Annotated in this window: 16 protein-coding genes, 1 CRISPR repeat array and 1 riboswitch; of the genes, 10 read left to right on the forward strand and 6 right to left on the reverse strand. The window is 55.1% G+C overall.

Annotated features, from left to right (window positions below):
* The first annotated feature begins 237 nt into the window (after positions 1–237).
* The 10 genes from BN1241_RS01745 (at position 238) to BN1241_RS01795 (ending at position 15341) form a co-directional block, all read left to right on the forward strand.
* Positions 238–1836 (forward strand): ABC transporter substrate-binding protein, encoded by a 1599-nt coding sequence (locus BN1241_RS01745; protein WP_054952013.1) that lies wholly within the window; start codon positions 238–240, stop codon positions 1834–1836.
* A 61-nt stretch (positions 1837–1897) separates the two neighbouring features.
* Positions 1898–3022, forward strand: coding sequence for an ABC transporter permease (locus BN1241_RS12500; RefSeq protein WP_082418160.1), 1125 nt, complete (start codon positions 1898–1900; stop codon positions 3020–3022).
* Positions 3015–3971, forward strand: a complete 957-nt coding sequence (locus BN1241_RS01755) for an ABC transporter permease (protein ID WP_054952014.1) — start codon at positions 3015–3017, stop codon at positions 3969–3971. Before BN1241_RS12500 ends, BN1241_RS01755 begins: the two co-directional genes overlap by 8 nt.
* Positions 3972–3973: 2 nt before the next feature.
* Positions 3974–4816 carry an ABC transporter ATP-binding protein gene (locus BN1241_RS01760; RefSeq protein ID WP_054952015.1) on the forward strand — a complete coding sequence of 281 codons (843 nt, stop codon included), beginning with the start codon at positions 3974–3976 and terminating at the stop codon, positions 4814–4816.
* Positions 4816–5592, forward strand: a complete 777-nt coding sequence (locus BN1241_RS01765) for an ATP-binding cassette domain-containing protein (protein ID WP_054952016.1) — start codon at positions 4816–4818, stop codon at positions 5590–5592. Before BN1241_RS01760 ends, BN1241_RS01765 begins: the two co-directional genes overlap by 1 nt.
* Positions 5593–5602: 10 nt before the next feature.
* Complete coding sequence (locus BN1241_RS01770) at positions 5603–6976, forward strand: alpha/beta hydrolase domain-containing protein (RefSeq protein ID WP_054952017.1); 1374 nt, start codon at positions 5603–5605, stop codon at positions 6974–6976.
* Positions 6977–6989: 13 nt separating this feature from the next.
* Complete coding sequence (locus BN1241_RS01775; RefSeq protein WP_054952018.1) at positions 6990–8081, forward strand: ArsR/SmtB family transcription factor; 1092 nt, start codon at positions 6990–6992, stop codon at positions 8079–8081.
* 377 nt (positions 8082–8458) lie between these two features.
* On the forward strand, positions 8459–9208 hold the full coding sequence (locus BN1241_RS01780) for a hypothetical protein (protein WP_054952019.1): 750 nt from the start codon (positions 8459–8461) through the stop codon (positions 9206–9208).
* 80 nt (positions 9209–9288) lie between these two features.
* A riboswitch (SAM riboswitch) is annotated at positions 9289–9401 on the forward strand.
* Between the two features lie 34 nt (positions 9402–9435).
* Complete coding sequence (locus tag BN1241_RS01785) at positions 9436–9960, forward strand: hypothetical protein (protein ID WP_222704374.1); 525 nt, start codon at positions 9436–9438, stop codon at positions 9958–9960.
* Between the two features lie 140 nt (positions 9961–10100).
* Positions 10101–13803: direct repeats of the CRISPR family, unit length 36 nt; unit sequence GCCTCAATGAAGTGCTCCCCGATTAAGGGGAGCCAT.
* Between the two features lie 348 nt (positions 13804–14151).
* Positions 14152–15341 (forward strand): IS3 family transposase gene (locus BN1241_RS01795; RefSeq protein ID WP_390617993.1). Its coding sequence is split into 2 segments (ribosomal slippage): positions 14152–14404 and positions 14404–15341, totalling 1191 coding nucleotides; the frame shifts between segments, so codons are not numbered across the junction.
* Between the two features lie 13 nt (positions 15342–15354).
* On the opposite strand, the gene cas2 is transcribed toward BN1241_RS01795, so the two are convergent.
* The 6 genes from cas2 to BN1241_RS01820 are packed head-to-tail and all read right to left on the reverse strand — an operon-like array spanning position 15355 to position 23784.
* Entirely contained in the window at positions 15355–15573 is a 219-nt protein-coding gene (cas2, locus tag BN1241_RS13550; protein ID WP_054952021.1) for a CRISPR-associated endonuclease Cas2, read from the reverse strand.
* On the reverse strand, positions 15570–17186 hold the full coding sequence (gene cas1, locus BN1241_RS01805; protein ID WP_230198238.1) for a CRISPR-associated endonuclease Cas1: 1617 nt from the start codon (positions 17184–17186) through the stop codon (positions 15570–15572). The genes cas2 and cas1 overlap by 4 nt, the downstream gene beginning before the upstream one ends.
* Positions 17183–18208: a hypothetical protein gene (locus BN1241_RS12930; protein ID WP_054952022.1), complete on the reverse strand. Its 1026-nt coding sequence runs from the start codon at positions 18206–18208 to the stop codon at positions 17183–17185. Before BN1241_RS12930 ends, cas1 begins: the two co-directional genes overlap by 4 nt.
* Entirely contained in the window at positions 18205–21006 is a 2802-nt protein-coding gene (gene cas3g, locus BN1241_RS01815; protein WP_077138232.1) for a type I-G CRISPR-associated helicase/endonuclease Cas3g, read from the reverse strand. Before cas3g ends, BN1241_RS12930 begins: the two co-directional genes overlap by 4 nt.
* Positions 20990–22552, reverse strand: a complete 1563-nt coding sequence (gene csb2, locus BN1241_RS12155; RefSeq protein ID WP_077138233.1) for a type I-G CRISPR-associated protein Csb2 — start codon at positions 22550–22552, stop codon at positions 20990–20992. The genes cas3g and csb2 overlap by 17 nt, the downstream gene beginning before the upstream one ends.
* Entirely contained in the window at positions 22552–23784 is a 1233-nt protein-coding gene (locus tag BN1241_RS01820) for a type I-G CRISPR-associated protein Cas7 (RefSeq protein WP_054952024.1), read from the reverse strand. The genes csb2 and BN1241_RS01820 overlap by 1 nt, the downstream gene beginning before the upstream one ends.
* Positions 23785–24014: the final 230 nt, after the last annotated feature.

The following is a 24014-nucleotide window of genomic DNA, read 5'->3' on the forward strand; positions in this document are numbered from 1 at the left end:
CGAATCAGCTGTTTGGCTCTGTGACCTGCCGAAACGTGGCTGCTGATTTCTTTGCGAGACTGAATTTTGCATGAACGCTCGGTTGACAGATCCTATGACGAGACCTGGATCACTGAACAATTACCTGACTCGCGAACATTGTTATTCGCGCCTTGGGGCTTTGGCCCTAGCATGTACGACAAGTCAACGACGACTCCACCTTCATCACTGATGAGGGCAACCTTCAGGAGGCATATTATGAAGCGGAATTTCCGTACAGGGTCAGCGAAGGCGGCGTCCAGCCTCCTCGTTGCCGGCCTGTTTCTCGCGGCTTGTTCGGGAGATGCGAACGAAACCAGCGACAGCGGTGGAGATCAGACTGCGGTAGGCGAGCAGGGCGAGCCCGTTGAGGGTGGAGACCTTGTTGTCGCCACGATGCCGACCGTTCTGGATCCCTACCAGACCACTTCGCGCTCCAACTGGATGGTCGCGGCATCCGTCTGTGAGTCGCTGTGGACGAACGATGCAACCATGCAGATTCACGATGGTCTGATCGACTCCTACGAGTACAACGACGAGACCTCGCAGTACGAGATCACGTTGCGTGAGGACGTGCCTTTCCACAATGGCGGAACCCTCACCTCCAATGACGTCAAGGCTTCCCTTGAGCGCTTCATGGGTGCCTCTGCTGGCGCCGATGTCGCTGAACTCATTGCCTCAATCGAAGTTGAGGACGAACTGAACCTGACCATCACGACGAACGGTCCGGCATCCGCTCTCCCAGCGCTCCTTGCTACGCCGGACACGGGCGCCTACATCTTCTCCGCAGCCTCCATTGAGGCCGCTGGCGACAGCGACCTGACTGGGCTCGACTGCACCGGGCCCTACAAGCTGGACTCCTTCACCCCGGACCGTGAAGCCGTCATCTCCCGCTTTGATGACTACGCTTCGCGTGACGATGAGTCCAATGGTTCCGCAGGCGCCAAGGTTGCCTACGCTGACACCATCAAGTTCATTCCTCATAACGAGTCCAACACGATTAATCAGGTGTCGACCGGCCAGGTCCACATCGCACCCCAGTTCGTGTCGATCGATCAGCTCGATGTGTACGAGAGCGACCCGAATCTCGTTCCCGCAATCACCGAGGATGGTGGCTTCTCTCTGATCCAGTTCAACATGGCTGAGGGTCTTGCTTCCGACAAGGTCATCCGAGAGGCGGTGCTCAACGCCGTTGATCCTGAGGCTCTCGCTCTCATGAACCTGGGCTCACTCGATTACTACTCGAACATCTCCTCCATGTTCCCCGATGGATCCCCGTGGTACTCGGAGGCAGGATCTGAAATCTACAACGGACGTGATCCCGAGAAGGTTCAGGATCTACTTGATGAGGCAGGTTACAACGGTGAACCGCTCCGTATCCTCTACCGTGCTTCCAACTCTCCCTGGGGCCCGCTCCTCGAGCAGCAACTGACCGATGCCGGCTTTAACGTCGAGATGATGGCAGTCGACGCTGCCGCGTTCGGTGAGATCCGTACCGATCCGGGCGAGTGGGACCTGTTCCTTGCCGCCGGTAACTCGTACTCGGATCCGATGACCGTCGTGTTCCTCAACGATGAGTTCCCCGGCTGGTGGACCTCTGAAGCGAAGTCCGAACTCTCGGGCGAACTGGCTGCGACCACCGAGTTCGAGGACCGTTACGAGATCTGGGAAGAGTACCAGGGCCTGATCTGGGAGGAACTCCCGTTCATCAAGCTGGGTCATGAGCCCCGCCTTGCCGTGATCTCTGACAACGTCGGCGGCTTCGTTCCCTCGCAGGGTACCGCACGTGGCTTCTTCAACGTGTGGATCAACGAGTAAACAATCAAACCCGATTAGTCAGCTGTGATTGATCAAGTGCAAGTGGCGTGAGGAGTACTGAATGTCGAATTTACTAGAGATCCGACACAACAAGTCGGCAATGGTCGGACTTGTCCTGGTCGTGATCATGGTGCTCCTCGCGCTACTTGCGCCGGTGCTGGGTGAAGATGTCGATCGCCTTGACCCAGGATCCCGGCTCCTCGCACCGGGAGTGGATGCTCATCCACTGGGAACCGACCACTACGGTCGTGACCTCTGGACCGTTATTCTCTACGGCGCACAGACCTCTCTCGGTATCGCAGCAGTCTGCACGATCATCGCGATCGTCATCGGCTTTCTCGTTGGCATCATCTGTGGCTACTGGAGCTGGGCTGACGCTATCCTCATGAGGGTCATGGATGGTCTTATGGCCTTCCCGAACATCATCATTGTTCTCTCGCTAGTGGGTGTCATGGGCAGTGGCCTTGGGCCGGTTATCTTCGGCCTCACGGTCGTGCTCATTCCTCCCATCTCCCGCGTGGTCCGTTCCTCTGCTCTCAAGGTGAAGGACATGGCCATGGTGGAGTCCGCACGCTCCATCGGCGCAACCGATGGCTGGCTGCTCCGCAAGTACGTGGCTCCGGAATCGGTCTCCGTTCTGATCGTGCAGGCCACACAGGGCTTCGCCGCGACCATCCTGTCGATCGCGGCCCTCTCCTTCCTCGGCATCGGCCTTGACCCCGATGATCCCAACTGGGGTGCGGCACTCTCTGCCGGCCAGGACTACATCCGCACTGCGTGGTGGCTGGGCATCTTCCCCGGCATTGCCATCCTCGTCTCCGTTCTTGGCCTCATTCTCCTAGGTGATGGCATTCGCGATACTCTCGATCCCCATGCTCGCCGCCTCGCATCCCTGACCCGCCGCAAGAAGCGCGTTCTCAAGGCGCAGAAGGCAGCGGAGAAGCTCTCCGCCGGCGAGCACGTGGAACTGGTGGACTCCGCAGCTCCCGTATCTGGAGCTCACGCATCAGGCTCAGTATCAACAACGTCAGCTGGATCGAACCGGTCGAGTAGCTCGAGTACGTCAGGGGAAACCCCACTCGGGGTGACCACCGGGGGAGAGGAACTCCCCGCAGACAGTGATCTAACAGAAGGCAACGCAGTCGTCGAGAACGACGCACGAGACGAAGGTGGTCCGCGTGCTTAGTTACATTGGTAAGCGCCTCCTTGCGCTCCTTCCCACGGTTGCAGTGCCCATGCTGCTCCTGTTCTTCATGCTTCGTATCTCCTCGGGTGACCCGGCTGCGGTTCTCGCAGGTGAGGATGCCACGGCTGAGGAAGTCAACGCGATCCGTGAGGAGCTCGGACTCAACGATCCCCTTCTCGTTCAGTTCTTTTCGTGGCTTGGTCGCATGATCACACTCAATTTTGGTGACTCGCTCTTCCTTGGCCAGCCAGTCTCTACACTTGTGATTGACGCCTTTATTGTCACCAGCCAGCTCGCGATCTGCGCACTCGTCATCGCCATCATCATTGGCCCCCTCCTCGGTGCCTTTGCGGCATCGACGAAGTTCCGCGCACTCGACTCGGGACTCGTGGTTGGATCCGCCCTTGGTGTTGCTATGCCGACCTTCTGGCTCGCCATCATCGGAATCTTTATCTTTGGCGTCACTCTCAATGTTCTACCTGTCTCGGGCTATGTGGCTCCGAGCGAGGACTTTGGACAGTTCTTCTTCTACATGGCGCTACCCGCCATCACTCTCGGTGTTCTCGAAGCGGCCACGTTCTTCAGGTACTCCCGCAACGCTGTCCTCGACGCGAAGCACCAGCCCTTTGTTCAGACGGCCAGGGCACAGGGCCTTGGCGAGGGAACGATTGTTTCCAAGTATGTGTTCAGGGCCGCGATGGCTCCCGTTGTCACGGTTGTTGGTCTCTCGGCAGCATCGCTTCTCGGTGGTGCGGTCGTGACGGAGGAGATCTTCTCCATCCCGGGCCTCGGCGACACCCTCCTCACCGCAGTTGGCAGGCGCGACTACCCGCTGATCGAGGGTTCGATCTTCCTCATCGCAATCGTGTTTGTTCTCATCAACCTGCTGGTCGATATCATCTGCGCGATTATCGATCCCCGCATCCGCTACCAGAAGGCGAAGGGGTAGTCATGGACAAGCTTCTTTCCATCCGTAACCTCAACATCGACATCCTCGGTGAGGATGCAACGAGCAGGGTCGTGAACGACTTCTGTCTTGATCTCGAGGAGGGCAAGACCGTCGGAATCGTGGGTGAGTCCGGCTCGGGCAAGTCCATGACCGTCACGGCCGTCATGGGAATCCTTCCCGAGGTCGCGGTTCCAAGCGGCGAGATCTATTTCAAGGGCCAAGAGCTCCTGACCATGCCGATGAAGCAGCGTCGCAAGCTCGCGGGTCCCGAGATGGGTTTCATCTTCCAGGAACCCATGAGCGCACTGCACCCCACGATCACCATCGGCAAGCAGATGATTCGACCCATGAAGAAGCACTTAGGGCTGAACACGAAGCAGGCACGGGATCGCGCCACGGAGTTCTTGGACATGGTTGGTATTCCCCCAGAGAGGGGAGTGCTGGACTCCTACGTTCATCAGCTCTCCGGCGGTATGCGGCAGCGCGTCATGATTGCTATGGCAATCTCCTGCAACCCATCCCTGCTCATCGCTGACGAGCCGACCACGGCACTGGACACCACTATTCAGAAGCAGATCCTTGATCTCATTGACCGATTGCGTGACGAACTGAACCTTGGCGTCATACTCATTTCCCACGACCTTGGCCTCATCTCGAACTACACGGACGACATTGTGGTCATGCTCGATGGGTACGAGATGGAGAGGGGAGCCACCAAGGAAGTTGTGTCCAACCCTCAGTCCGGCTACACCAAGGGCCTGCTTGAGGCGGCCCCGAAGCTGGGCATGCACGTGGATCGCCTCCCGGTCATTGACCGCAGCCTGTACTCACGAAAGGCGGACTGATGGAAACCGTGCTCGATTTGCAGTCGGTAACGAAGGACTTTGTCCTCGGTGGCGTCTTCAAGAAGGCCCATCGCAGGGCAGTGGACAACGTCTCCCTGACCGTGGGACGCAACGAGGTCCACGGGCTCGTGGGTGAATCCGGTTCCGGCAAGTCTACTCTCGGCCGCATCGCCATTGGCCTGATCCGCCCCACGAAGGGATCGGTCAACGTTCTTGGAACCGATATCTCCACCCTCAAGGGTAAGGAGTTGCGTGAGTACAGAAGGAAGATGCAGATGATCTTCCAGGACTCCTCCAACTCCCTCAACCCGCGCATGACACTTCAAGATCTCCTTGAGGAACCACTCAAGGTGCAGGGACTGTACGACCAGGCCGAGCGGACAAGGCGAGCCAAGGCGCTCGCGGACGAGGTTGAGCTGTCCCAGAAGTGGATGCGGCGCCTTCCCCACGAGTTCTCAGGCGGCCAGCGTCAGCGCATCTCCATCGCGCGCGCACTTGCTTTGGAACCCGAGCTGATCGTGGCTGATGAACCAGTCTCTGCCCTCGACGTCTCGGTCCAGGCCACCGTACTCAACCTTCTGAAATCCATCCAGGAGGAGCGTCACCTCTCCATGGTCTTTGTCAGTCACGACATGGCGGTCGTGGAGTTCATGTCAGACCGCGTGACCGTTCTTCTCGATGGTCGAGTCGTGGAAAGCGGGAACGCGAAGGAGATCTTCGCTTCGCCATCCTCCGCCTACACCCGCACCCTTCTCGCAGCCGCTCCGTCTCTCTAAGGACCAGTGAATGTCAACATCCCATGCCACTCCTCCTCGTGCACACACCGCTTCGATCACGGGACCCATCCCGGAGACCGAGGACAGCAAGGCACACCTACTTGAGCCCTACGGAGCGGACCGCCTTGCCATCTACGACTACGTGCAAGAGGAATACTTCGTCTCGGGTGAGGCCGCGGGCGCTCCCTACACCACCCGCATCCTTGTGCGCCGGCCTAGCGACATGACCAAGTTCAACGGACGCATCCTCTCTGAGGTGTCCCACATCTGGGGTGGTACATCCGTGTGGCGTGCCTACAATCGTCACCTCTTGCGCGGGGGATACATGTGGGTCGAAATCGACTCGCAGGCGCCCTCCGCGCTCGGCCTCATCAAGGCCGCAAACCCTAAACGTTATGAAGCGATGGAGTTCATCGATGGTGAGCTCGCGGCCGACTTCAAGGCCACGATTCCCTTCGACCCGAACCCGACCCCTGAGAAGCTTGCCAAGGAGTACGACGACTTCAAGCTCCGCTGGTGGGAAGCCACCCCCCAGTCGTTCGAGATCATCGCTGCGGTAGCACGAGCACTGAGGGCGGGTCTACCTGGACTGGAAGAATTTGCACCTCGCACGATCATTCTTGCCGGACTCTCCCAAACGGGTGGCCTCGCACGCCGCTTCATCGAGCTCTATCACAATGACCTGCGCCAGGATGATGGCAGTCCCGTGTTCGATGGCTACATTCCCGCAGCATCCGGTGGCGCCGCACTACCCGATGTCGACTCGAAGGTCATCGAGCTCCTGGGCGAGGCAGAGTTTCAGTCGGTTCGCTGGTCCTGCGGCGTCTCGGGGCAGGTCCGTGGGCTCACGCACCGCAGGAAAGACTCATCAAGTTTCCGCCTGTACGAAGTGGCCGGCATGGCACATCGTGAAACTCGCTTCATGTCCGACAGAGACAAGGCCCGGTTGAAGGACTGCCCGCTCCCTGAAGGAGGGCACTGGTCCAAGTTCCCCGGATCCCACATCTACCACGCAGTACTCGAGGTCATCAGCGCCTGGATCGAGGATGGCATTGAGCCTCCCGCCTCCAAGGTTATCGAGACTGTGGGCGACACCGATGAGATTGTTCGTGATGAATACGGGAACGCTCGTGGGGGAGTGCGGACCACATTCACGGATGTGCCAACCTCGCGCCTCATCGCAGCCACTCCCATGGGCAGACCCTCCTGGTACCACGGCAGCGAAATCCCCTTCGATCAGGAGACACTGATCAAGAGGTACGGAACGGTCGAGAACTACCAGCGCGCCGTTTCCCGCAACATCGATAGCCACATTGATGACCGACTTCTCCTTCCAATTGACGGTGAAGAACTGCGACGTGAAGCGATCCAGGTCACCTTCTAGCTAGACTGACAAGGTGCCAATCACCCTCGATCTCACCAACGTGTCCTCGGCAGACGTCGCAGTCCATCCTTCCCCGCTTGCGGAGCTGATGGCAATCTTTCACGCGCTCGCGGCATCTGATCATCACCTAGACATGAGTCGAGAAGTAGTGACGGTCAGGGACTCGATGCCCACGGGATTGCAACGAGACCTCAGGGGCCTCAGCCCACTCTGGGTTAGGTTCCGTTTCCGTGGCATGCTCCCCATGGGCTCAAAGAGACTGAGCCTCGATGAGGAAGTGAAGGGACTCCAGGAAGTCCCGATAGAAGTTCTGCGACCGATGATGGTGGAGTCGATCTATGGCTCCAGGCTGCCGGCAGGATTTTCAATCGAGAACGATGCCGATATCGACTGGTTCATTGCCGAATGTTGCAAGAAGGGCGAAGCCAGAGAGGACCTCGCAGCACAGTTCCTCCAGGATCCCGAAAACATCCGTGCCCGCCTCCTCGAAGTGATTGAACGGTGCCGTTCATCGTTCTTTGAACAGCGATGGATTGGACTCAGGACTGCTCTTGATGAGAGGGCTACCATCATCCGTCAAACGATTGATCGAGAGGGAGTGCCGCGGGCACTCTCTGACTTCATTGATGGAACAAAGCACCTCGATGGTTCCTCTACCGTCATCTTCGATAAGTTGCAGACGGTTGGCATCGCGGGAGAGGGAAGCAAGCTTGTTCTGGTTCCCTCTTGGTGGACCCACCCGCACGTGCTCGTCAAATACGACCGCAAGTACGCGGATAAAACCGTTCCCATAGTCATCCAGTTCACCGCACTCTCGCCGGTATCTTCAACCATGTCTCTGGATCTTCTGCGTCAGCAGATGAGCATCCTTGCAGACGGTGCTCGCAGCGAACTGTGCCGTCACCTCGTGAACGACGAGTACACGACCTCAGAACTTGCACGAAGGACCGGCATGGGAGCACCCCAGGTATCCCGACACCTCACAAGACTCCGAGAAGTTGGCCTTGTCGAATCCACCCGCGACGGCAAGATGGTCAAGCATCGGCTCCGCACGGACGTGGTGTATTCGATTGGACTGGAGTTCCTGCGTCTTTTGACCAGGTAAGCGTCTTCGGTGTTGGGGCGAGACTTTCACGTTGGCGCAAGCGATGCGTGTGCACTCCGTCTGAATACGAGCGCCTCAGTAATGAGACTTGCCATCGATTGGTCCGACGTCTCGGAAATGATCGGAATCCCGTACTTTCGAGCCTTTTTCGTCTAGCCCGAAAGTGATCAGGAATCTCCTGTTCTCGGAGGTTCTCCGTTCAGCAGACACCGGCAAACGTGGTACCCAGACACTCAAAATATTCTTCCCTAAGTCAGAGGCGTGTGTTGCCCGGCAGGGTGCGAGATATTCCGTCAGCAATTCCTTGTAACAATTTTGGGAAGCGCCGTTATGCTCAGTGTATTGCCACTTTCGTCGTGTGGGTAGGGAGAAACACTGTGACCGAATCGAACGCAGAGCGGTTCCTTGAAGCGTTTGCGGATATTGAGGAAAAGCTTGCTCAACAGCAGAATCGTCGCAAGTCTGAGCAACAGCAGAAGCGTCGCAACTTTGGGGATGACTGGGTACCGTTCTGGAAGTTGCTCGAAGAATCCACTACGCTCCTGAAGTCCCATAAGGATAGGCTTCGCCAGTACGCGAAGTTGCGCAATTCGATTGTGCACGTAAAGCGATCGGAAGGAGTACCCATTGCGGATCCTCGAGAGGACGTTGTGCGCGACATTGAGAAGATCCGCAACCTTCTGTTGAAACCACCTCGCCTGGTAGAAGCACTTTCCGGTCACGAGCCACCACAGGTCTTCGAGATGGACGACAGTATTAACGCGTTTCTATCTCTCGTGGTGGAGAGGAGCTATTCTCAGGCACCAGTGCGGGATGGTGGGTCTTACCGGCTTGTTACTACCAACGCTGTCGCCCGCTACCTCGCACCAAGCCTGATTGAAGACGATATCGTCGAAACAGCAACAATTCGCGAAGTGTTGGAGTTTGCGGAGGACGGCGATCGTCTAGAGACACTCAGCCCAACTGCCACCGTTCTGGAGGCTATCAATCTGTTCTCTGGAGAAACCTCTACCCGAGTTGAGCCTCCGAGCGCGCTCCTAGTACTCGGCACGAGGCAAAAGAGTGCGCCGCAACTGTTGTGTTCGAGGGCAGATCTCTCAACGCTCTATGCTCAGCTGAATATTTGAGACCGCGACCACATCTTGGTCGAAGAGTACCTACGAAATTCATTTCAGATTGCCCTAAGGCTGTGATATCTTCTTCTCAGGTTCAAGAGTTGTAGCTTTCAGTACCTGGCTGGCTGCACGGCAACCCCCTCCATCGAGTGGGGTGCCCCAGGGGAAGAACCGGTATGAACAAAAGTTCATACAAGTCGATGGATCCGCGCATGGCGGGATCCGTAAGGAATTTTCCCATGTCTAATAAACCTGTCGATGCCGGTAATGGTGCGGCTGATGAGTTTGACCCCACCGATGGGTGGGGCGAGGTACCGGAAGCAGATCGGCCCCTATGGGCTCGCTACATGCTTGACTACTGCCCCCAGTTTCTTGGGCCAACGATCATGACTCTCATCGCGCGTGGTGTGGTCTACGGGGGAACCAAGATTCCCGAGGAATGGAAAGAGACAGCCGCCGAGTTGCACAATGCAGGCTTTACTCCACTGCATTACTACCTGCTTGCAAGTCTGCTGTCCGATAAGCGCAGAAGAGAGGAACTTGATGAAGCAACACATGGGCATCTTTTCAAGAAATGGTACGGAAACTATCCTGACTTTCCTGACTTTCGCCTCGATGCTGAGGCTTGGAAGCCCTGGCTTGAGAGGCTGGGACGAGCTGAGTCACCCGGTCGCGCGCTGAACCATATGCTGCACGGTCCCTTCCTGCCGCCATTGGGGGCCGTATTCTTTGTCAACGGTCCCACACAGGTCGCTTCTGACTGATCGCTGTGTGGTGTCCCGTCAGAAGAGGCGGGATACTACACAATTGCAGTAGACGAAGTGATTGGCTTCTCCCTCCGTCCAGGCAGTACTTACGCATGATCACGTCTGGGAGTGCAGCTATGTGACGATTTCGGGAATTGACCAAATTGAAGTGCTCCCCGATTAAGGGGAGCCATAGCTGGGTTTTGAATGATGCGGCGGCGGGGTCAACGCCTCAATGAAGTGCTCTCCGATTAAGGGGAGCCATCAAGCAGTGCAACTCTTGACACTGTAATGCCGTCACGCCTCAATGAAGTGCTCCCCGATTAAGGGGAGCCATTCCATATCGCTATCGGATGTTGCTGTTGCACTAAGCCTCAATGAAGTGCTCCCCGATAAAGGGGAGCCATCCGATCACGTGCCCGTTGCCGAGCAGGATGGCTTGGCCTCAATGAAGTGCTCCCCGATTAAGGGAGCCATTGGAGCGCGCCCTGGCTCGTGGCTTCAAGATTCTCGCCTCAATGAAGTGCTCCCCGATTAAGGGGAGCCATCCGGACGCCTTGGTGTCCAAGCCGCACTCACCCACCTTCGCCTCAATGAAGTGCTCCCCGATTAAGGGGAGCCATACTGTTGAGTTACCAACACCAGGGGACCTATTCCACGCCTCAATGAAGTGCTCCCCGATTAAGGGGAGCCATATCATCTCTCCGCGGTGCTGTGCGCGCTGTATTGCGCGCCTCAATGAAGTGCTCCCCGATTAAGGGGAGCCATTTTGCGTCTATGTTGTTGTGGGTGGGGCGTTAGAGCGCCTCAATGAAGTGCTCCCCGATTAAGGGGAGCCATCGCCGATCATGAGCGGGCCGGCCGCGATAAGAACGCCGCCTCAATGAAGTGCTCCCCGATCAAGGGGAGCCATCAGATCGCGATCCGACTTGAAATTGTGTTCGGCTGGCCTCAATGAAGTGCTCCCCGATTAAGGGGAGCCATCTGTCTCAAGGTCCGAGAACCAGTTGTTCCCGCCAAGGCCTCAATGAAGTGCTCCCCGATTAAGGGGAGCCATGGACGGTCGAGATTAACGGCTCGAATGTGCAAGCCGCCTCAATGAAGTGCTCCCCGATTAAGGGGAGCCATCTGAATCCAAGCTTCACCGGGATGCGAACATCAATGCCTCAATGAAGTGCTCCCCGATTAAGGGGAGCCATTCAACGGAGCGTCCCATGGCAGGGTGGCGACGATGGCGCCTCAATGAAGTGCTCCCCGATTAAGGGGAGCCATCCCACGGGAGAAACCGATGAACGACATCGATCTGGCCTCAATGAAGTGCTCCCCGATTAAGGGGAGCCATTCCGGTCATCACCATGTACCGGGTTGTCGTCGCCGCCTCAATGAAGTGCTCCCCGATTAAGGGGAGCCATGTTGTGCCGGCTAGGTCGTTGATCCTTTTGACCGTGCCTCAATGAAGTGCTCCCCGATTAAGGGGAGCCATACCCTCAACCCCGGATCAGACTCCAGCACGAGTCGGCCTCAATGAAGTGCTCCCCGATTAAGGGGAGCCATGCGAACCCAGGTCTCGGCATCCGCATCAGCGAGGAGCCTCAATGAAGTGCTCCCCGATTAAGGGGAGCCATCTTGACAAGCAAGGCTTAACTACCCCACCGCAAGCAGGCCTCAATGAAGTGCTCCCCGATTAAGGGGAGCCATACCGCGAGCGCAGCCTCATCGAGTTCTTCCTGCCCAGCCTCAATGAAGTGCTCCCCGATTAAGGGGAGCCATCGCATGAGAAAGATGGGGCACCCAGAGATGCGCGTTGCCTCAATGAAGTGCTCCCCTATTAAGGGGAGCCATTGCGTGGAATTCTGGGGTCTGCTCGGGCATTTCGCCTCAATGAAGTGCTCCCCGATTAAGGGGAGCCATCTGGCCACTGTGCCTGGGGCAGAACATAACGGACCTGGCCTCAATGAAGTGCTCCCCGATTAAGGGGAGCCATCTGCGCCACGTGGTTCTCGCGCAGCCCGCCTGAGCCGCCTCAATGAAGTGCTCCCCGATTAAGGGGAGCCATTTTGAGTGTTGCCCTCGTTACGCCATAGCATATCCGGGCCTCAATGAAGTGCTCCCCGATTAAGGGGAGCCATCCGGCCTAGTGATGACTACGCCACTTTGGTGGATCAGCCTCAATGAAGTGCTCCCCGATTAAGGGGAGCCATATCAATCGACTGCACAACCAATTCTGTGGTCCCCGAGCCTCAATGAAGTGCTCCCCGATTAAGGGGAGCCATTTTAAGGCTCATCACGCGATGATGACCGCGCAGACAGGCCTCAATGAAGTGCTCCCCGATTAAGGGGAGCCATACACTCGAACAAGCAGCCGTAGCACTATACGGCAAGCCTCAATGAAGTGCTCCCCGATTAAGGGGAGCCATCGGGGGGTGCAACGTTGCGGGTCTTACGGAAAGCTGCCTCAATGAAGTGCTCCCCGATTAAGGGGAGCCATCTGCTTCTCCAGACGACCAAGAGCCGCCGTGGACTTGCCTCAATGAAGTGCTCCCCGATTAAGGGGAGCCATGCCGACCTTGCGGGAGCCACAATCAAGAAAATCGAGCCTCAATGAAGTGCTCCCCGATTAAGGGGAGCCATCTCAGGGCGACGTCAACCAAGTGGCCGCTGATTACCAGCCTCAATGAAGTGCTCCCCGATTAAGGGGAGCCATCCGCACAAGATGATAGGAGCCGGTCAAGTGGCGGGCTTCGCCTCAATGAAGTGCTCCCCGATTAAGGGGAGCCATCTGCGAGCGCGAACGCTTCCGCGGTCTCGGCTGCTGTGCCTCAATGAAGTGCTCCCCGATTAAGGGGAGCCATATCTTCGCCCCTGGTGGCGGCTTTCGAGTCCCAAGCGCCTCAATGAAGTGCTCCCCGATTAAGGGGAGCCATGCCCGACAAGCCCCGTACACTCGTCACCATCACAACGCCTCAATGAAGTGCTCCCCGATTAAGGGGAGCCATCTTGTGATTGACCATCAGAACTCGAAGCCGAAGTCCGTGCCTCAATGAAGTGCTCCCCGATTAAGGGGAGCCATCCAATCCGTCACACACTCGACCCGCAAAACTTGCCTGCCTCAATGAAGTGCTCCCCGATTAAGGGGAGCCATATTCGATAGCGAGATCATCGGTGGGGGTGTTCATGCCTCAATGAAGTGCTCCCCGATTAAGGGGAGCCATCATGCCCCTCATAAGACTGAATCTTGCCTTTGCCTTCGCCTCAATGAAGTGCTCCCCGATTAAGGGGAGCCATCATGCGAGCTAGATTTACCCGTATGGGTGGTCGAGGCGCCTCAATGAAGTGCTCCCCGATTAAGGGGAGCCATTGTCGACGACGTCCTTTGCTCCTCCACCATCATCAAGCCTCAATGAAGTGCTCCCCGATTAAGGGGAGCCATGTGTCTGTGAGTCTTAGAACCGCCTGTTCTTCCTCGCCTCAATGAAGTGCTCCCCGATTAAGGGGAGCCATACACTATTCACACCATAGGAGGTCAATATTTTGAGCCTCAATGAAGTGCTCCCCGATTAAGGGGAGCCATCCAAGGCCACGCAGGGACGCTTCAGCGTTCTCAATATCCGCCTCAATGAAGTGCTCCCCGATTAAGGGGAGCCATACGTGACGAGAGTGGTGGAGGGCGGGATACCGAACGCCTCAATGAAGTGCTCCCCGATTAAGGGGAGCCATGGCAAGAGCCAGATCAGCCGCATCCGCAGCGCCCGCGCCTCAATGAAGTGCTCCCCGATTAAGGGGAGCCATACGCGGCTCATTCCCGGTACCAGTGCCGTTCAGTACGCCTCAATGAAGTGCTCCCCGATTAAGGGGAGCCATAGTGGTAGAAATTTGGTAGTTCCTACCTCTGGTTTTTCGGCTTTATGCGAGACCTGTTTGAGATTCTACGTGATTTTTACGCTATGAAGTTACCAAGGATGAAATTCACGCTTAAATAAAGGGAAAAGTGGATGCGAGCGCTCCCCGGTGTTACTCAGACTGATCGAGCGCTCGTCTCTAGACGATGTAGCTTTGGGGCTTGTTGAGTTCGGCTTGACTACCGAAGGAGGTGATTGTTCTTTTGTTTGCTTCACTTGAGAGCCCCAAGTCACAAACAAGAACAGCGTCACTGCTGTGTGGGGTGTACTAAAGATGTTGGACAGTCATTGATCAGGGAGAATCAAAGGTATGGGTTCAACATCGAGGCGTAAGTTTAGTGCGCAGTTCAAAGCTGAGGCTGTGCAACTGGTGATCCAGTCCGAGCGACCGATTGTGGAGGTTGCCGGTGAGCTCGGGATCAATGCAGGCACGTTGGGGAACTGGGTGAAGAAGTATCGGGAAGATAATCCAGAGCCGGCCAAGAAGATGACCCCGGCCGACTACGGACGGCTGGCGGAGTTGGAAGAGGCGAATCGGCGGCTGCGGATGGAAAATGAGTTCCTAAAAAAAGCCGCGGCCTTCTTCGCCCGGGAGCAGGGGTAGCCGAGAAGGCTGCCCTGATCGAAGCGGAGAAGGACAACTATCCGATCGCGTGGATGTGCACGCAACTTGGTCTGGCGCGCTCGAGTTTCTATGCCTGGCGTACCCAGGTGAATCAGGTCAGCGCCTCGGCTGCCCGTAGGGAGGTGCTGAAGGTCCTGATCCAGGAAATTTACCACGAGCACCGCAAAACGTACGGGTGCCGGCGCATCACCGCTGAACTCAACGACCGCGGCTACCCTGCGTCGGTGGGGTTGGTGGCCAAGCTCATGCGCGAGCTCGGGTTAGCGGGGATTCAACCACGTGCTTATCGGCGCACCACTATCGTCGGTGAGGAGCCGGTGGTGATTCCGGATCTGCTGGAGGGAAATTTCGATCCTGCTGCCCACGCCCCCGGGCACGCGTTGGTTGGTGATATTACCTACCTGCGCACCGGGGAAGGGTGGCTGTACCTGGCCACCGTGATTGATCTATCCACCCGGATGGTGGTGGGCTGGCAGATGGCTTCCCACATGCGCACCTCGCTGGTGATCGACGCGTTGGGGATGGCCATCGACCACGGACGCATCGCGCCGAATTCTGTGTTCCATGCGGACAAAGGAAGTCAGTACACCTCGAGCGAATTTCAGAAATATTGCGAGAAGGTCAAGGTTCGCCCCTCGGTAGGCCGGACTGGGGTGTGCTGGGACAATGCGGTTGCGGAAAGTTTCTTTGCCTCGTTGAAGAACGAGATGTACTACCACCAGGTGTTCACCACCCGGGCCCGTGCCAGGTTCGCGGTCATGGACTATATCGAGGTTTTCTACAACCGCCAGCGTCGGCACTCCGCTCTCGGCTACCGCACCCCGGTCCAGACCTGGCAAGACCACGAGAAAGACCTCGCTGCCACGGCAGCGTGAAAGAAGAAAAACACTAACGACTGTTCAAGATTCTTGACACAGCCCAGTGCTCAATAAGTTCTTTGATGCCCTCGGTGAGTTCAACAAGTGCAGTTCGGTGAAGGTCAATGAGAAAGACCGAGAACTGCATGCGCTCCCCATAAGACTTAAGGAGCTTTGAGATCCGAGTTCTGCGCTTGTCATCAGGAATGTCATAGGTGATTAGATATCGGTGGGTATCGTTTCTGATCATCTGATTTTCACACCAATGTATTGTGACTGTGTGCCGTCGAGGTAACCTAGCACCATTCTCGCTTGAATTTCCATGGCTCGTCTCCACGACACCTGGTAGCCGAAGACGGGATGCCGAAATTCAGTTGCTACTCTTCGCTCAAATGCTGCAATAAGTGCTTTTCGAGAAACGTCATCCAGGCGGTATGCGCCGTCTATATGATGAAAACGGTCAGCTGATATTTCACCATTATTGAATGCGCCTATGACAACAGAGTCTGCCACGGGTGCTCTGAACTCCTCCATGAGGTCCAATGTGAGTGCAGGCTTATTTCGATTTGAAGAGTGGAGAAACCCAGCATGGGGGTCAAGTCCGCATGCAACCACAGCACGTAATACTTCGGATTGTAATAACGCGTATGAGTAGTTAAGACAAATGTTTAGTGGGTCGCGAGCTCCACGGCCAACCCGTCCGGGAAACTCTTTGAGTTGCTCCTTCGCTATTTCATTGAAGCATTCCTGGAAGTTGCTGAAGTACATTCCAGCTGCGTTTCCTTCAATCCCGAAGAGCTCTCCGATAGTTAAAGCTTCCATTGCTTGCTTCTGGAGAGTCCGCATCTCTTTAATCGTGGAAGAAGTTTTTGTATATCGCCGCAAAAGAGTTGCCTGATTCGAGATTTTCGAAGAAATAAACTCCCGAGCTAGCCCGAGTCGTCCTTCGAATGATGCGACGTGCTGCTGGACTCTGGGAAGCCCATTGGGTGAGTAGCTGGATCGGGACCAACCGGTGACGCGGCCGCCATAGGAGCACCAAACTATGACAATATCTCGCCACAGTAACTCTCGTTGTAAAGCGGATGATAGGTCGACGTTTCCATGGACGATCACCGCGCTCACTTGCTCGATAGGAATGGATGCAAGGTCCTCGCCAGACTTCTGAACAATTACACGCCCATCTTTTAGTGAAGCCCGTGCCCCGTAAGTGGAGAGGTGGAGAGCTTGGCCGGCGGGATCGGATGCTCGGATCTGATGGAGATCTTGCTGTCCCCTTCGTTCGTCAGGTAGGCACACACTGACGTGTGAGCACCTACTGCATCTCGGGTCATCTATAAGTGCTGGAGGGGCTTCGCTGCCAAGGATGATTTCTTGCGTTCGTGCGACCGCTGATAACGCTTCCTCCCGGTCAACCTCGTCAATTTCAACCGGGACATGTCGATGATGCGTCTTAAAGAAGACACTATGTTCTGCAACTTCGTAGCCAGCCTTTTCGAGGGCGATGGTTTGTAATGCAAGTTGGATCCGCGTTGCTTTCGTTACTGAAGGTTTGAACCGGACAGGGGTTGACTTATATTCAATTAATTTCAATGCCCCATTGGGAAGAATGTCAGCCGTATCGATGCGTCCATGAAAGCCGTTCGAGTCATCGTGAATGTCGATACCCCGGAGTTGGTTCTGATTGCTCGCGGAAGGGTTGTGGGTGCGTTTATGGTCTGCATCGCCCACCCTCATCGCGTAGGAGTGCTTGGCTCTTTCTCCAACCGCTTCAAGCCAAGTGCGTCGTTCACAGTAGAGCGTGTGGGCGACAAGCGAAATCGGGACAGATTCGGGAGCTGAGATGGATTCGATGGGGTTCACGGTCGTACCCTTTGGCCAGATAGGGCCTGCCGTTCCGGAGCGCTGGTTGAGCCAACGTAGCGAACCGGAAATCGGATCACGGCAGCAACTCCGTGATCTTGAAGCCATTGCCATGCAACCTGTTGGTCCACTGGTGCAGTCTTGGGACGATCGTCAGCAACTGCGATCAATTGCTGGCTACGTAATAGTGTTCTCATTCGCGCCGGAAAAACGGGAGTGTTGACAACGGGCATGAGTAGCTGATGCTGTTCCTTACCCGCTTTGACACTATCTTTCGGTAGATATGCAGGATAAGAGCGTGAGGGATCCCATTTGAAGGGGACTGGTGCAAAACTAAGCCCCCATAGGGCACACCAGGCCAGGGCATTATCGACCGGTCGAGGGAGACTAAAACCCGTTGGTGTACGAGAATCGACGGCATTCCCGCCGTGCTCGTCAACAGTTGTTAACCCCTGAAGTCCGCTCGCAATTTCCTCATCGGTTCGGTCCGCAATGACCTTTGCCACTGGCAAGAGTCGATCCGGCAAGAACTCTGTCCCACGATTTCGGGTTCTCATCTCCCAGATATTTGAACCAGCATCGGCTCGAGTCGTGTTACCAACTCGATGCCACCATGAGCGATAGCCGAGGCCTTGAATAAGCCTCAGATCAATGTGGTTGGGAATTTTGTCAAGGGAAGCTTCGCGTTTCGATTCAAGCGCTTCCCAGTCCCGAGATGTGACAGGGGACGCGGTCCGAGGTCCAAGCAGAGAAATTGTGCTCTGCTTACGATCCTGTTGAATCGTAAAAGTTTCCTTGATCCAAGAGTCATCTAGGGATCGAGACTCGGCATGCAATCGGACAATACTCGAAATTCCCATAATGTCGACAGTGTCAGGAATCTGAATGTTTGGCTTCTCGTCGTCGTCCCACCACAACTTGATTGGCCCAATTTTAGCGTCTTCAAGAATGGAACTTAGGCCCAGAAGTGCCATATGAGAGAAGAGATCGTCTATGCTTCCAGCAATCTGAAGTGTTTTCATCGCCCCTCCATCGAGACTTGGCAATCGGCTGCGCGCAAGACAGCCTCAAGATAAGATGCGCCCCACCATTGAGTTTTGAGAGATGTGGATTCTAGGATTGAGTCCCATTCGCCACTTTCAAAGAACTGCTGTGCACGCGAACGAGTTGATTCATCCTCGATACCGATGCACAGAAGTCGTGAGCCTTGATCAAAAGTTGACCTTCCATGACCGTGAGTGGTTCCGATGAGTCGAAGGATTAGGTCTCGATTTGGGTGGTGAAGATCAAGATTGAGCAAAACTGAGAACTGCTCATGTCTCCATCCCATAGGGAGTCCATCGGCACCGGATCGAGACTTGGTGAGATTCTTACTACGACCGCTCTTGGCTAGAAGGTCAGCGTCCGCATCCTTGTTTCCGAGTCTGATCTGGAATCCGGGATGGGCTTTGCCATCGTCGTGGTGGAGAGCCGCAATTGAGAGTGCATCACACGTGTCAGCATCCAGGCCAATGATGCTCGCTAAAGAGAGCACTCGATCTTGGACTGCGTACTGGTGGTCATGTAACAGAACCCGACCTGATGGAGTCCATTCCTGACGGCTTTCTTCCGACAGATCTTCGGGAATCTCCCAGGTTAAGACCGCCCAGATAATCTGGCCATTAGCATCGATGGGAGAAACGACCAAAGTGGTTTGATCAAGGTCAGGAAGATCAAAATCAGATTCAAGTTTGCTGTACCACCCTGCGCGCCCCGACTTAGTCATCGCATCAAGAAGTTCTACCGCTGTGGGAGTGTCACCGACTTGAGAAAGTCTAGTCAAGTGAAACAAGATGCTATCGGATAGCTCTGATTGGACCTCGATAGTCTCGTCAGGGTGAGGCTTGTTGATGCGTTGTTGAAATACGAGCTTTCGCGGCCAGGGCAGATGCTCGGTTATTTCTGGGAAATCAAACCAGGCAGACAGGACGTCCCCAATTTCATCGGTTCCAGATTCTGGAAGGAAGACACCCGAAATTGCCATCTTGAGATCAGCTGGGAAGCAGAGAATATCTCCGGGGTGGACCTGCAAATTATCCGAGTCTAACCTGGACCATTCCCCTTCTCGGAACACGTAACCAAGAGCAACTTCTCCGAGGGCCAGACGGTCGTGAGCTGCTCTTGAATCGTGTTGCTTTTGTATGATCCTCATTGCACTGTAGACCCGCGCAAATGTAGCTGGGTACACCTCGTGAACCTGGGGTGGTGTTTCACCGAGGAGCGACAATGCAGCAATTGGATCAGTCGGAAGCGTTCTCCCGATGACTCCGAGGGTACGGTCCTGATTTCCTAGTTCGTCGCTAATCCAAAAGTCGAGGTCGGGTTCAGTAAATAGTGTCTCGCTGGTGTGGGAGAGTAGTTCGATATCTGCTTTCTCAAGCCGTTGGTAGCTCATTCTCCGACTGTGACTGGGCGGAACAGTGCTTGCTGCAATGCTTGAGGGGGATAAACTTCCGGAACTGCTAGCAATCTCAGATAGCCATTGATGCGCTTCTACAATTTCACCTGTCAGATACGGGTGAGGAGCGTCGATTTCTTGAGGATCTAGAGGACCGAGAACGACAACTTCACTGTTCGGATAGATGCCTCGCCTATTGACTCGACCAACTCTTTGCACGAGAGCGGAAGCGGAGGCTACCTCAGTAATCATCCCGTGCAGATCCAAATCGACTCCGACTTCAATGGTCTGAGTCGCTACAAGGAAGTCGACCCGGCTGTCGCCTTCCGAAGTCAACAGGCTCGGGTACTTTCGTGCATTCTCAATCTGAGAAAGCGGCCGCATAGGGCCAACTCTTAAGACCGAGGTGTATCCAGCTTTTTCCAGTAGCGAATGAACAGAAACTGCATCGGCAACTCGGTTTAAGATGACGCCGATCGTGCCTGAGGTGCGAGAGCGAAGTTCGATGGAAGTATCCTTGATTACCTCCAATCCGGCTAAGCGGAACTTACCCGACTTTGGTAAAGGCCAGACTTCCAAGGAGCGTAGCTCCAATGACTTTGTGGCGTGCAGCCTCTTCGCGAGTGCTTGGTCAGATTGGCGGTCTGGATTGAGTGATTCAGCCGTAACTCGAACCATGTCTGAAGACGGTGACTGAGGTGTGGCAGTGAGTTCTACGGTTTGAAGTGCGGGAATCGCTTTTGCCAGACTTGTTTCTGAAACTAGTTCGCCAATACGGCGTGCCGTCTTGCACAGCTGGACATTGAGGTGTGCTTCGTCGACGATAACGACGGTATCGAAGCTCAGTAGGCCCGCAGATCTAGGTCGAGCTAGTCTGGCCTCCCCGTACCCTCTATGAAGCAGGCGGCTACCAAACATGTCTGGTGTCATGCACAGTATTTGCGTCACAGTTGGGTGGTCAATCCAGCCTCGATCAAGCGTAATACCACCACGAATTGTGGAGACCGATAGAGGGTGGCCAAATCCATGGCTTTCCTGGTTGAGAAGCGATGAGACTTTTTGAAGAATAATTGAATCGCCAGGGTGCTCGAGTAGTCGTTGGATATGTTGGGCTTGTTCAGTTTGGGAATCTACGAGAGCTCGTCTCCCGACTACCAGTGCCAGTCTCCTCGGGATCTTGTAGCCATTCTGGATTGCTAGTGCCCTGGCAAAAATGTGTATATCAATTACTGCACTCTTTCCGGCGCCGGTCGGTGCAGAAATCTTAGTCGGCCAAGTGCCAGTTTCGGTAAGAGAATCTAAAACCTCTTGCTGCCAGGTATAAGGTTGATTCCCCTCATGAACTGCTTGAAAAAAAACGGAAAAATCATGCACCGTGATCATTGCAAACCTCGCTTTCGTAATTGAGATCCTGAGGAACGAGGAGCCCGCCTCCAAGATGACGAGACTGGCCGATTGCGAGTAGTGCAGTATGTGGAACCAGTGTTCCTAACTCAATACGGGCCGTATACGGCAGGGCTGGCATAGTCTTGTTCGTTCTATGGACATATCGGGTTGGATGTTTCGTAGTGAGCGGGCGTGCTTCATGGACTGTGAAGCCTTTGGCCGCAAGGGCGGCAGCTCGATCTTCAGGGCGGCTTGCCACATCCAGTTGAGTTAGGTCTCGCAGAGTATTTCCCAGTGACCAAGTGATGGTTTCAAAGTAGACATCTTCTTGGGAGCCACCCGTTGCCCACCGTTCCGGGATTGCTGCTGGAGAAATCGTCCAAATTCTCCTTGAGCCTGGCGCTGGTGGTTGCCAGAACTCAGCACCGGATAGGAATTGAATATCGGGTGACAGATTGAATCTCCCAAATCGCGAACGTAAGAGTTGGAAACTAGACAGGGCTTCGCTCAGTACCTGCAATTCGGATTCAGGCAAGCCTGATGGGATCAGAAGTAACAGATGCGCTTGAGCCTCAAGAGATTCGTGTGAGAGTGTGTTGACTGGTAGGTACTGAATTCCTATGCGGTTTGCAGTTGGAGTGACGCCCTCTTCGTACTTGCCAGTAATCGATGCGGGAGCACCATTGCCGATTCGTGCGATGAGCGCTCTGTGGGTTGCGACAGCGAAGGCTACGCGTCCCTCCGGCCGTACTTCTGGACCTTCCTCGATCGGAATCGCGATCACCTTATCCCACGGAACTGCTTGCTCATTCTGATTGTTAACTCTGATGAGGCGTCGAGTACCCAACCCAACTGAACTTGGGATTTCTGACACTGGCATGGCGGAAGTGTTGTGTCGATCTTGTGCTTCGCTTGGGAGCTTTTCAGGGTGGGCAATTGAATATTGCTCCTGGAGGGCCTTAAGACGTCCGGGCTTGACTACTTGTGTTTCAATTCCTCCGGCCTTGAAGAATTGACGACCAGCTGAGTACTCGTGGGTTATTTCCGTGTTGTCAGCAAGTTCAAGAATGACCAAGCTTGATGCTTCGCCCAAACAACCCACATCCGCGCACATCAACTCGAGGGTGCGGCGTATTGGATCGGGAAAATCTTGATCCCATACCCATGAGAGTGTTCCGCCGATGGCGGTACCCTCCCCGACTGCCCTCCCGGTGACTTTATAGTTTAGTGCTTTTCCCTCTTTTTTGAAGACGCCTTCTTTTCTATAAGCGAGCGCTTCAAATCTTCTGCCTGAAACTACAGGCGGGAGACACAATCCCTTTGGTGGATTGCTTTCGAGCCAGAGAAGGACCTGTTCGGGACTTGCGAATTCTTCTGAGTCAACACGGATGCTACTAGCGCTGAGGGATGAGATGCCCGTGTTTCCTGCGCTCACTAGAGCCGAAAAGACCCTAGCGAAGGAAGGAAATAGCTCGGGAGAACCATCTGGATGGTGCCCAAGGTATATGCCATGAGGCCAGCGAGCAGTAAGTGAGTTAACCACTACTCGTCACCGGCTTCATTGTCGGAGGCAGAAGCAATAATCGTCGGGTCACCCACAACTTCGAAAACCTGCCCAGTCCAATCAAGCTCAGCAACGTTAGTGGCATGCTCGATTGCTTCTTCGAGCAGTTTTCCAGCTAGCTCAACGGTAATGGGTGCCAGTTGACGCTGGCGTCCATACCTTTCATCGAGCATGACTGTGGGGTAGTCAAGTTCGACGAGATTGCAATTGGCGCGGATGTAAAGCTCATCATCCGCTAGCGCCATGACTACAAGACCAAGAGCGGCAAGCACTGCTCGGCGGGCAATATCGCCTTCAGGGGTCAGCCCGAAACGAAGCTGTCGGAGTGTGGCAAAGGACAACACGTGGCTTCGAATAATTTGGGAACAAGCAACGCCCCCGAGGGTCTCGAGGGTTGGAGGAATCGCTCCCAGTCCCAAACGGGAAGCAGACGTTACGCCCTTCCCGGCAGACTTTGCCTCCTTGATAATGGCATCGTAGTTGCCCTTTGACAGCTCATGGCGTTGTGCGTCGGCAAGAGCTGTCATTGTCTTCTGGTCGAGTTGAACACTTGCTGCCACCGGATCAACGCGAGCACCGCCAGAAAAATTTGGTTCAGGATTAGAAGTGGATTGATCAGCCAGAATACCAATGATTTCGCTCTCGAGTGTGCTCCGGTATCGACCTTGGTTGGACTTTCTCGTTGCGTCCCATGATCCATTGACTAGTGAGTAGGGGCTGAGATCCATGAGAGCTCGAGCGTTTGTATGGTTCGAGTCTCGTGCGGCACGGTAACTTTCATCTGCAGTAACAGGAATGTCACCAACCTTGCCGGCTCGGATATGGGCATCAAAACCCCTGTGCGGGAGGGTGAGGTCATTATACTTCTTGCCGCCATAATCAACCTCAATTGTTGGAATCCTCGAAAGGATCGAATGCAACGGGGCAAAAGAGTCTTCGCGGGCGCGATTGACAGCCTCTTCGCCTCTGTTTGTCTGAGACTGTCCAGAGTCAATCACGACTGAAATCTTCGGCTCGTTATCGATAAATCGAATACCAAAGTTATACGTCGGCTTGCTTCCGTTCTTCGTCAGGTATCTACCTGGGGCGACTGTGGCGTGAGGGCCACCGGCAGGGGACAGTTCTGTGACGGAGGTGAGAACGCTTGATCCTCCGGGGGAGTTTGCCTTGAGAAGATCTTCCAAAGTGAGGTTGGGAAGTCCGGTGCTCATGATGGTTTTCTCTTTCTGTTGATTCTTGCTGATAGTCAGATTTCGTCTTATTAATCTACCTACACAGTATCAGGTAAGTTTCGGATGGTGTTGAAAATAGGCCGCGGTATGCTTTGTCGGTATGGCCCGGGCACTTCATTAGGGATGTGTTGGTAGATTGATTAATATCGCCCTGACGGATGGTCCGATTAGGACTTCTTTGGCTCGGGCCATACTTTGGTGCTGGCGAA

Origin of the sequence: Flaviflexus massiliensis, from assembly GCF_001375495.1 — a bacterium.
In the GTDB taxonomy this organism is placed as follows: domain Bacteria; phylum Actinomycetota; class Actinomycetes; order Actinomycetales; family Actinomycetaceae; genus Flaviflexus; species Flaviflexus massiliensis.

Bases quoted from the DNA above. Each gene is read 5' to 3' on its own strand.
- BN1241_RS01745 (WP_054952013.1), top strand. From the start codon at position 238: ATGAAGCGGAATTTCCGTACAGGGTCAGCGAAGGCGGCGTCCAGCCTC.
- BN1241_RS12500 (WP_082418160.1), top strand. From the start codon at position 1,898: ATGTCGAATTTACTAGAGATCCGACACAACAAGTCGGCAATGGTCGGA.
- BN1241_RS01760 (WP_054952015.1), top strand. From the start codon at position 3,974: ATGGACAAGCTTCTTTCCATCCGTAACCTCAACATCGACATCCTCGGT.
- BN1241_RS01765 (WP_054952016.1), top strand. From the start codon at position 4,816: ATGGAAACCGTGCTCGATTTGCAGTCGGTAACGAAGGACTTTGTCCTC.
- BN1241_RS01770 (WP_054952017.1), top strand. From the start codon at position 5,603: ATGTCAACATCCCATGCCACTCCTCCTCGTGCACACACCGCTTCGATC.
- BN1241_RS01785 (WP_222704374.1), top strand. From the start codon at position 9,436: ATGTCTAATAAACCTGTCGATGCCGGTAATGGTGCGGCTGATGAGTTT.
- cas2 (WP_054952021.1), bottom strand. From the start codon at position 15,573: ATGATCAGAAACGATACCCACCGATATCTAATCACCTATGACATTCCT.
- BN1241_RS12930 (WP_054952022.1), bottom strand. From the start codon at position 18,208: ATGAAAACACTTCAGATTGCTGGAAGCATAGACGATCTCTTCTCTCAT.
- cas3g (WP_077138232.1), bottom strand. From the start codon at position 21,006: ATGATCACGGTGCATGATTTTTCCGTTTTTTTTCAAGCAGTTCATGAG.
- BN1241_RS01820 (WP_054952024.1), bottom strand. From the start codon at position 23,784: ATGAGCACCGGACTTCCCAACCTCACTTTGGAAGATCTTCTCAAGGCA.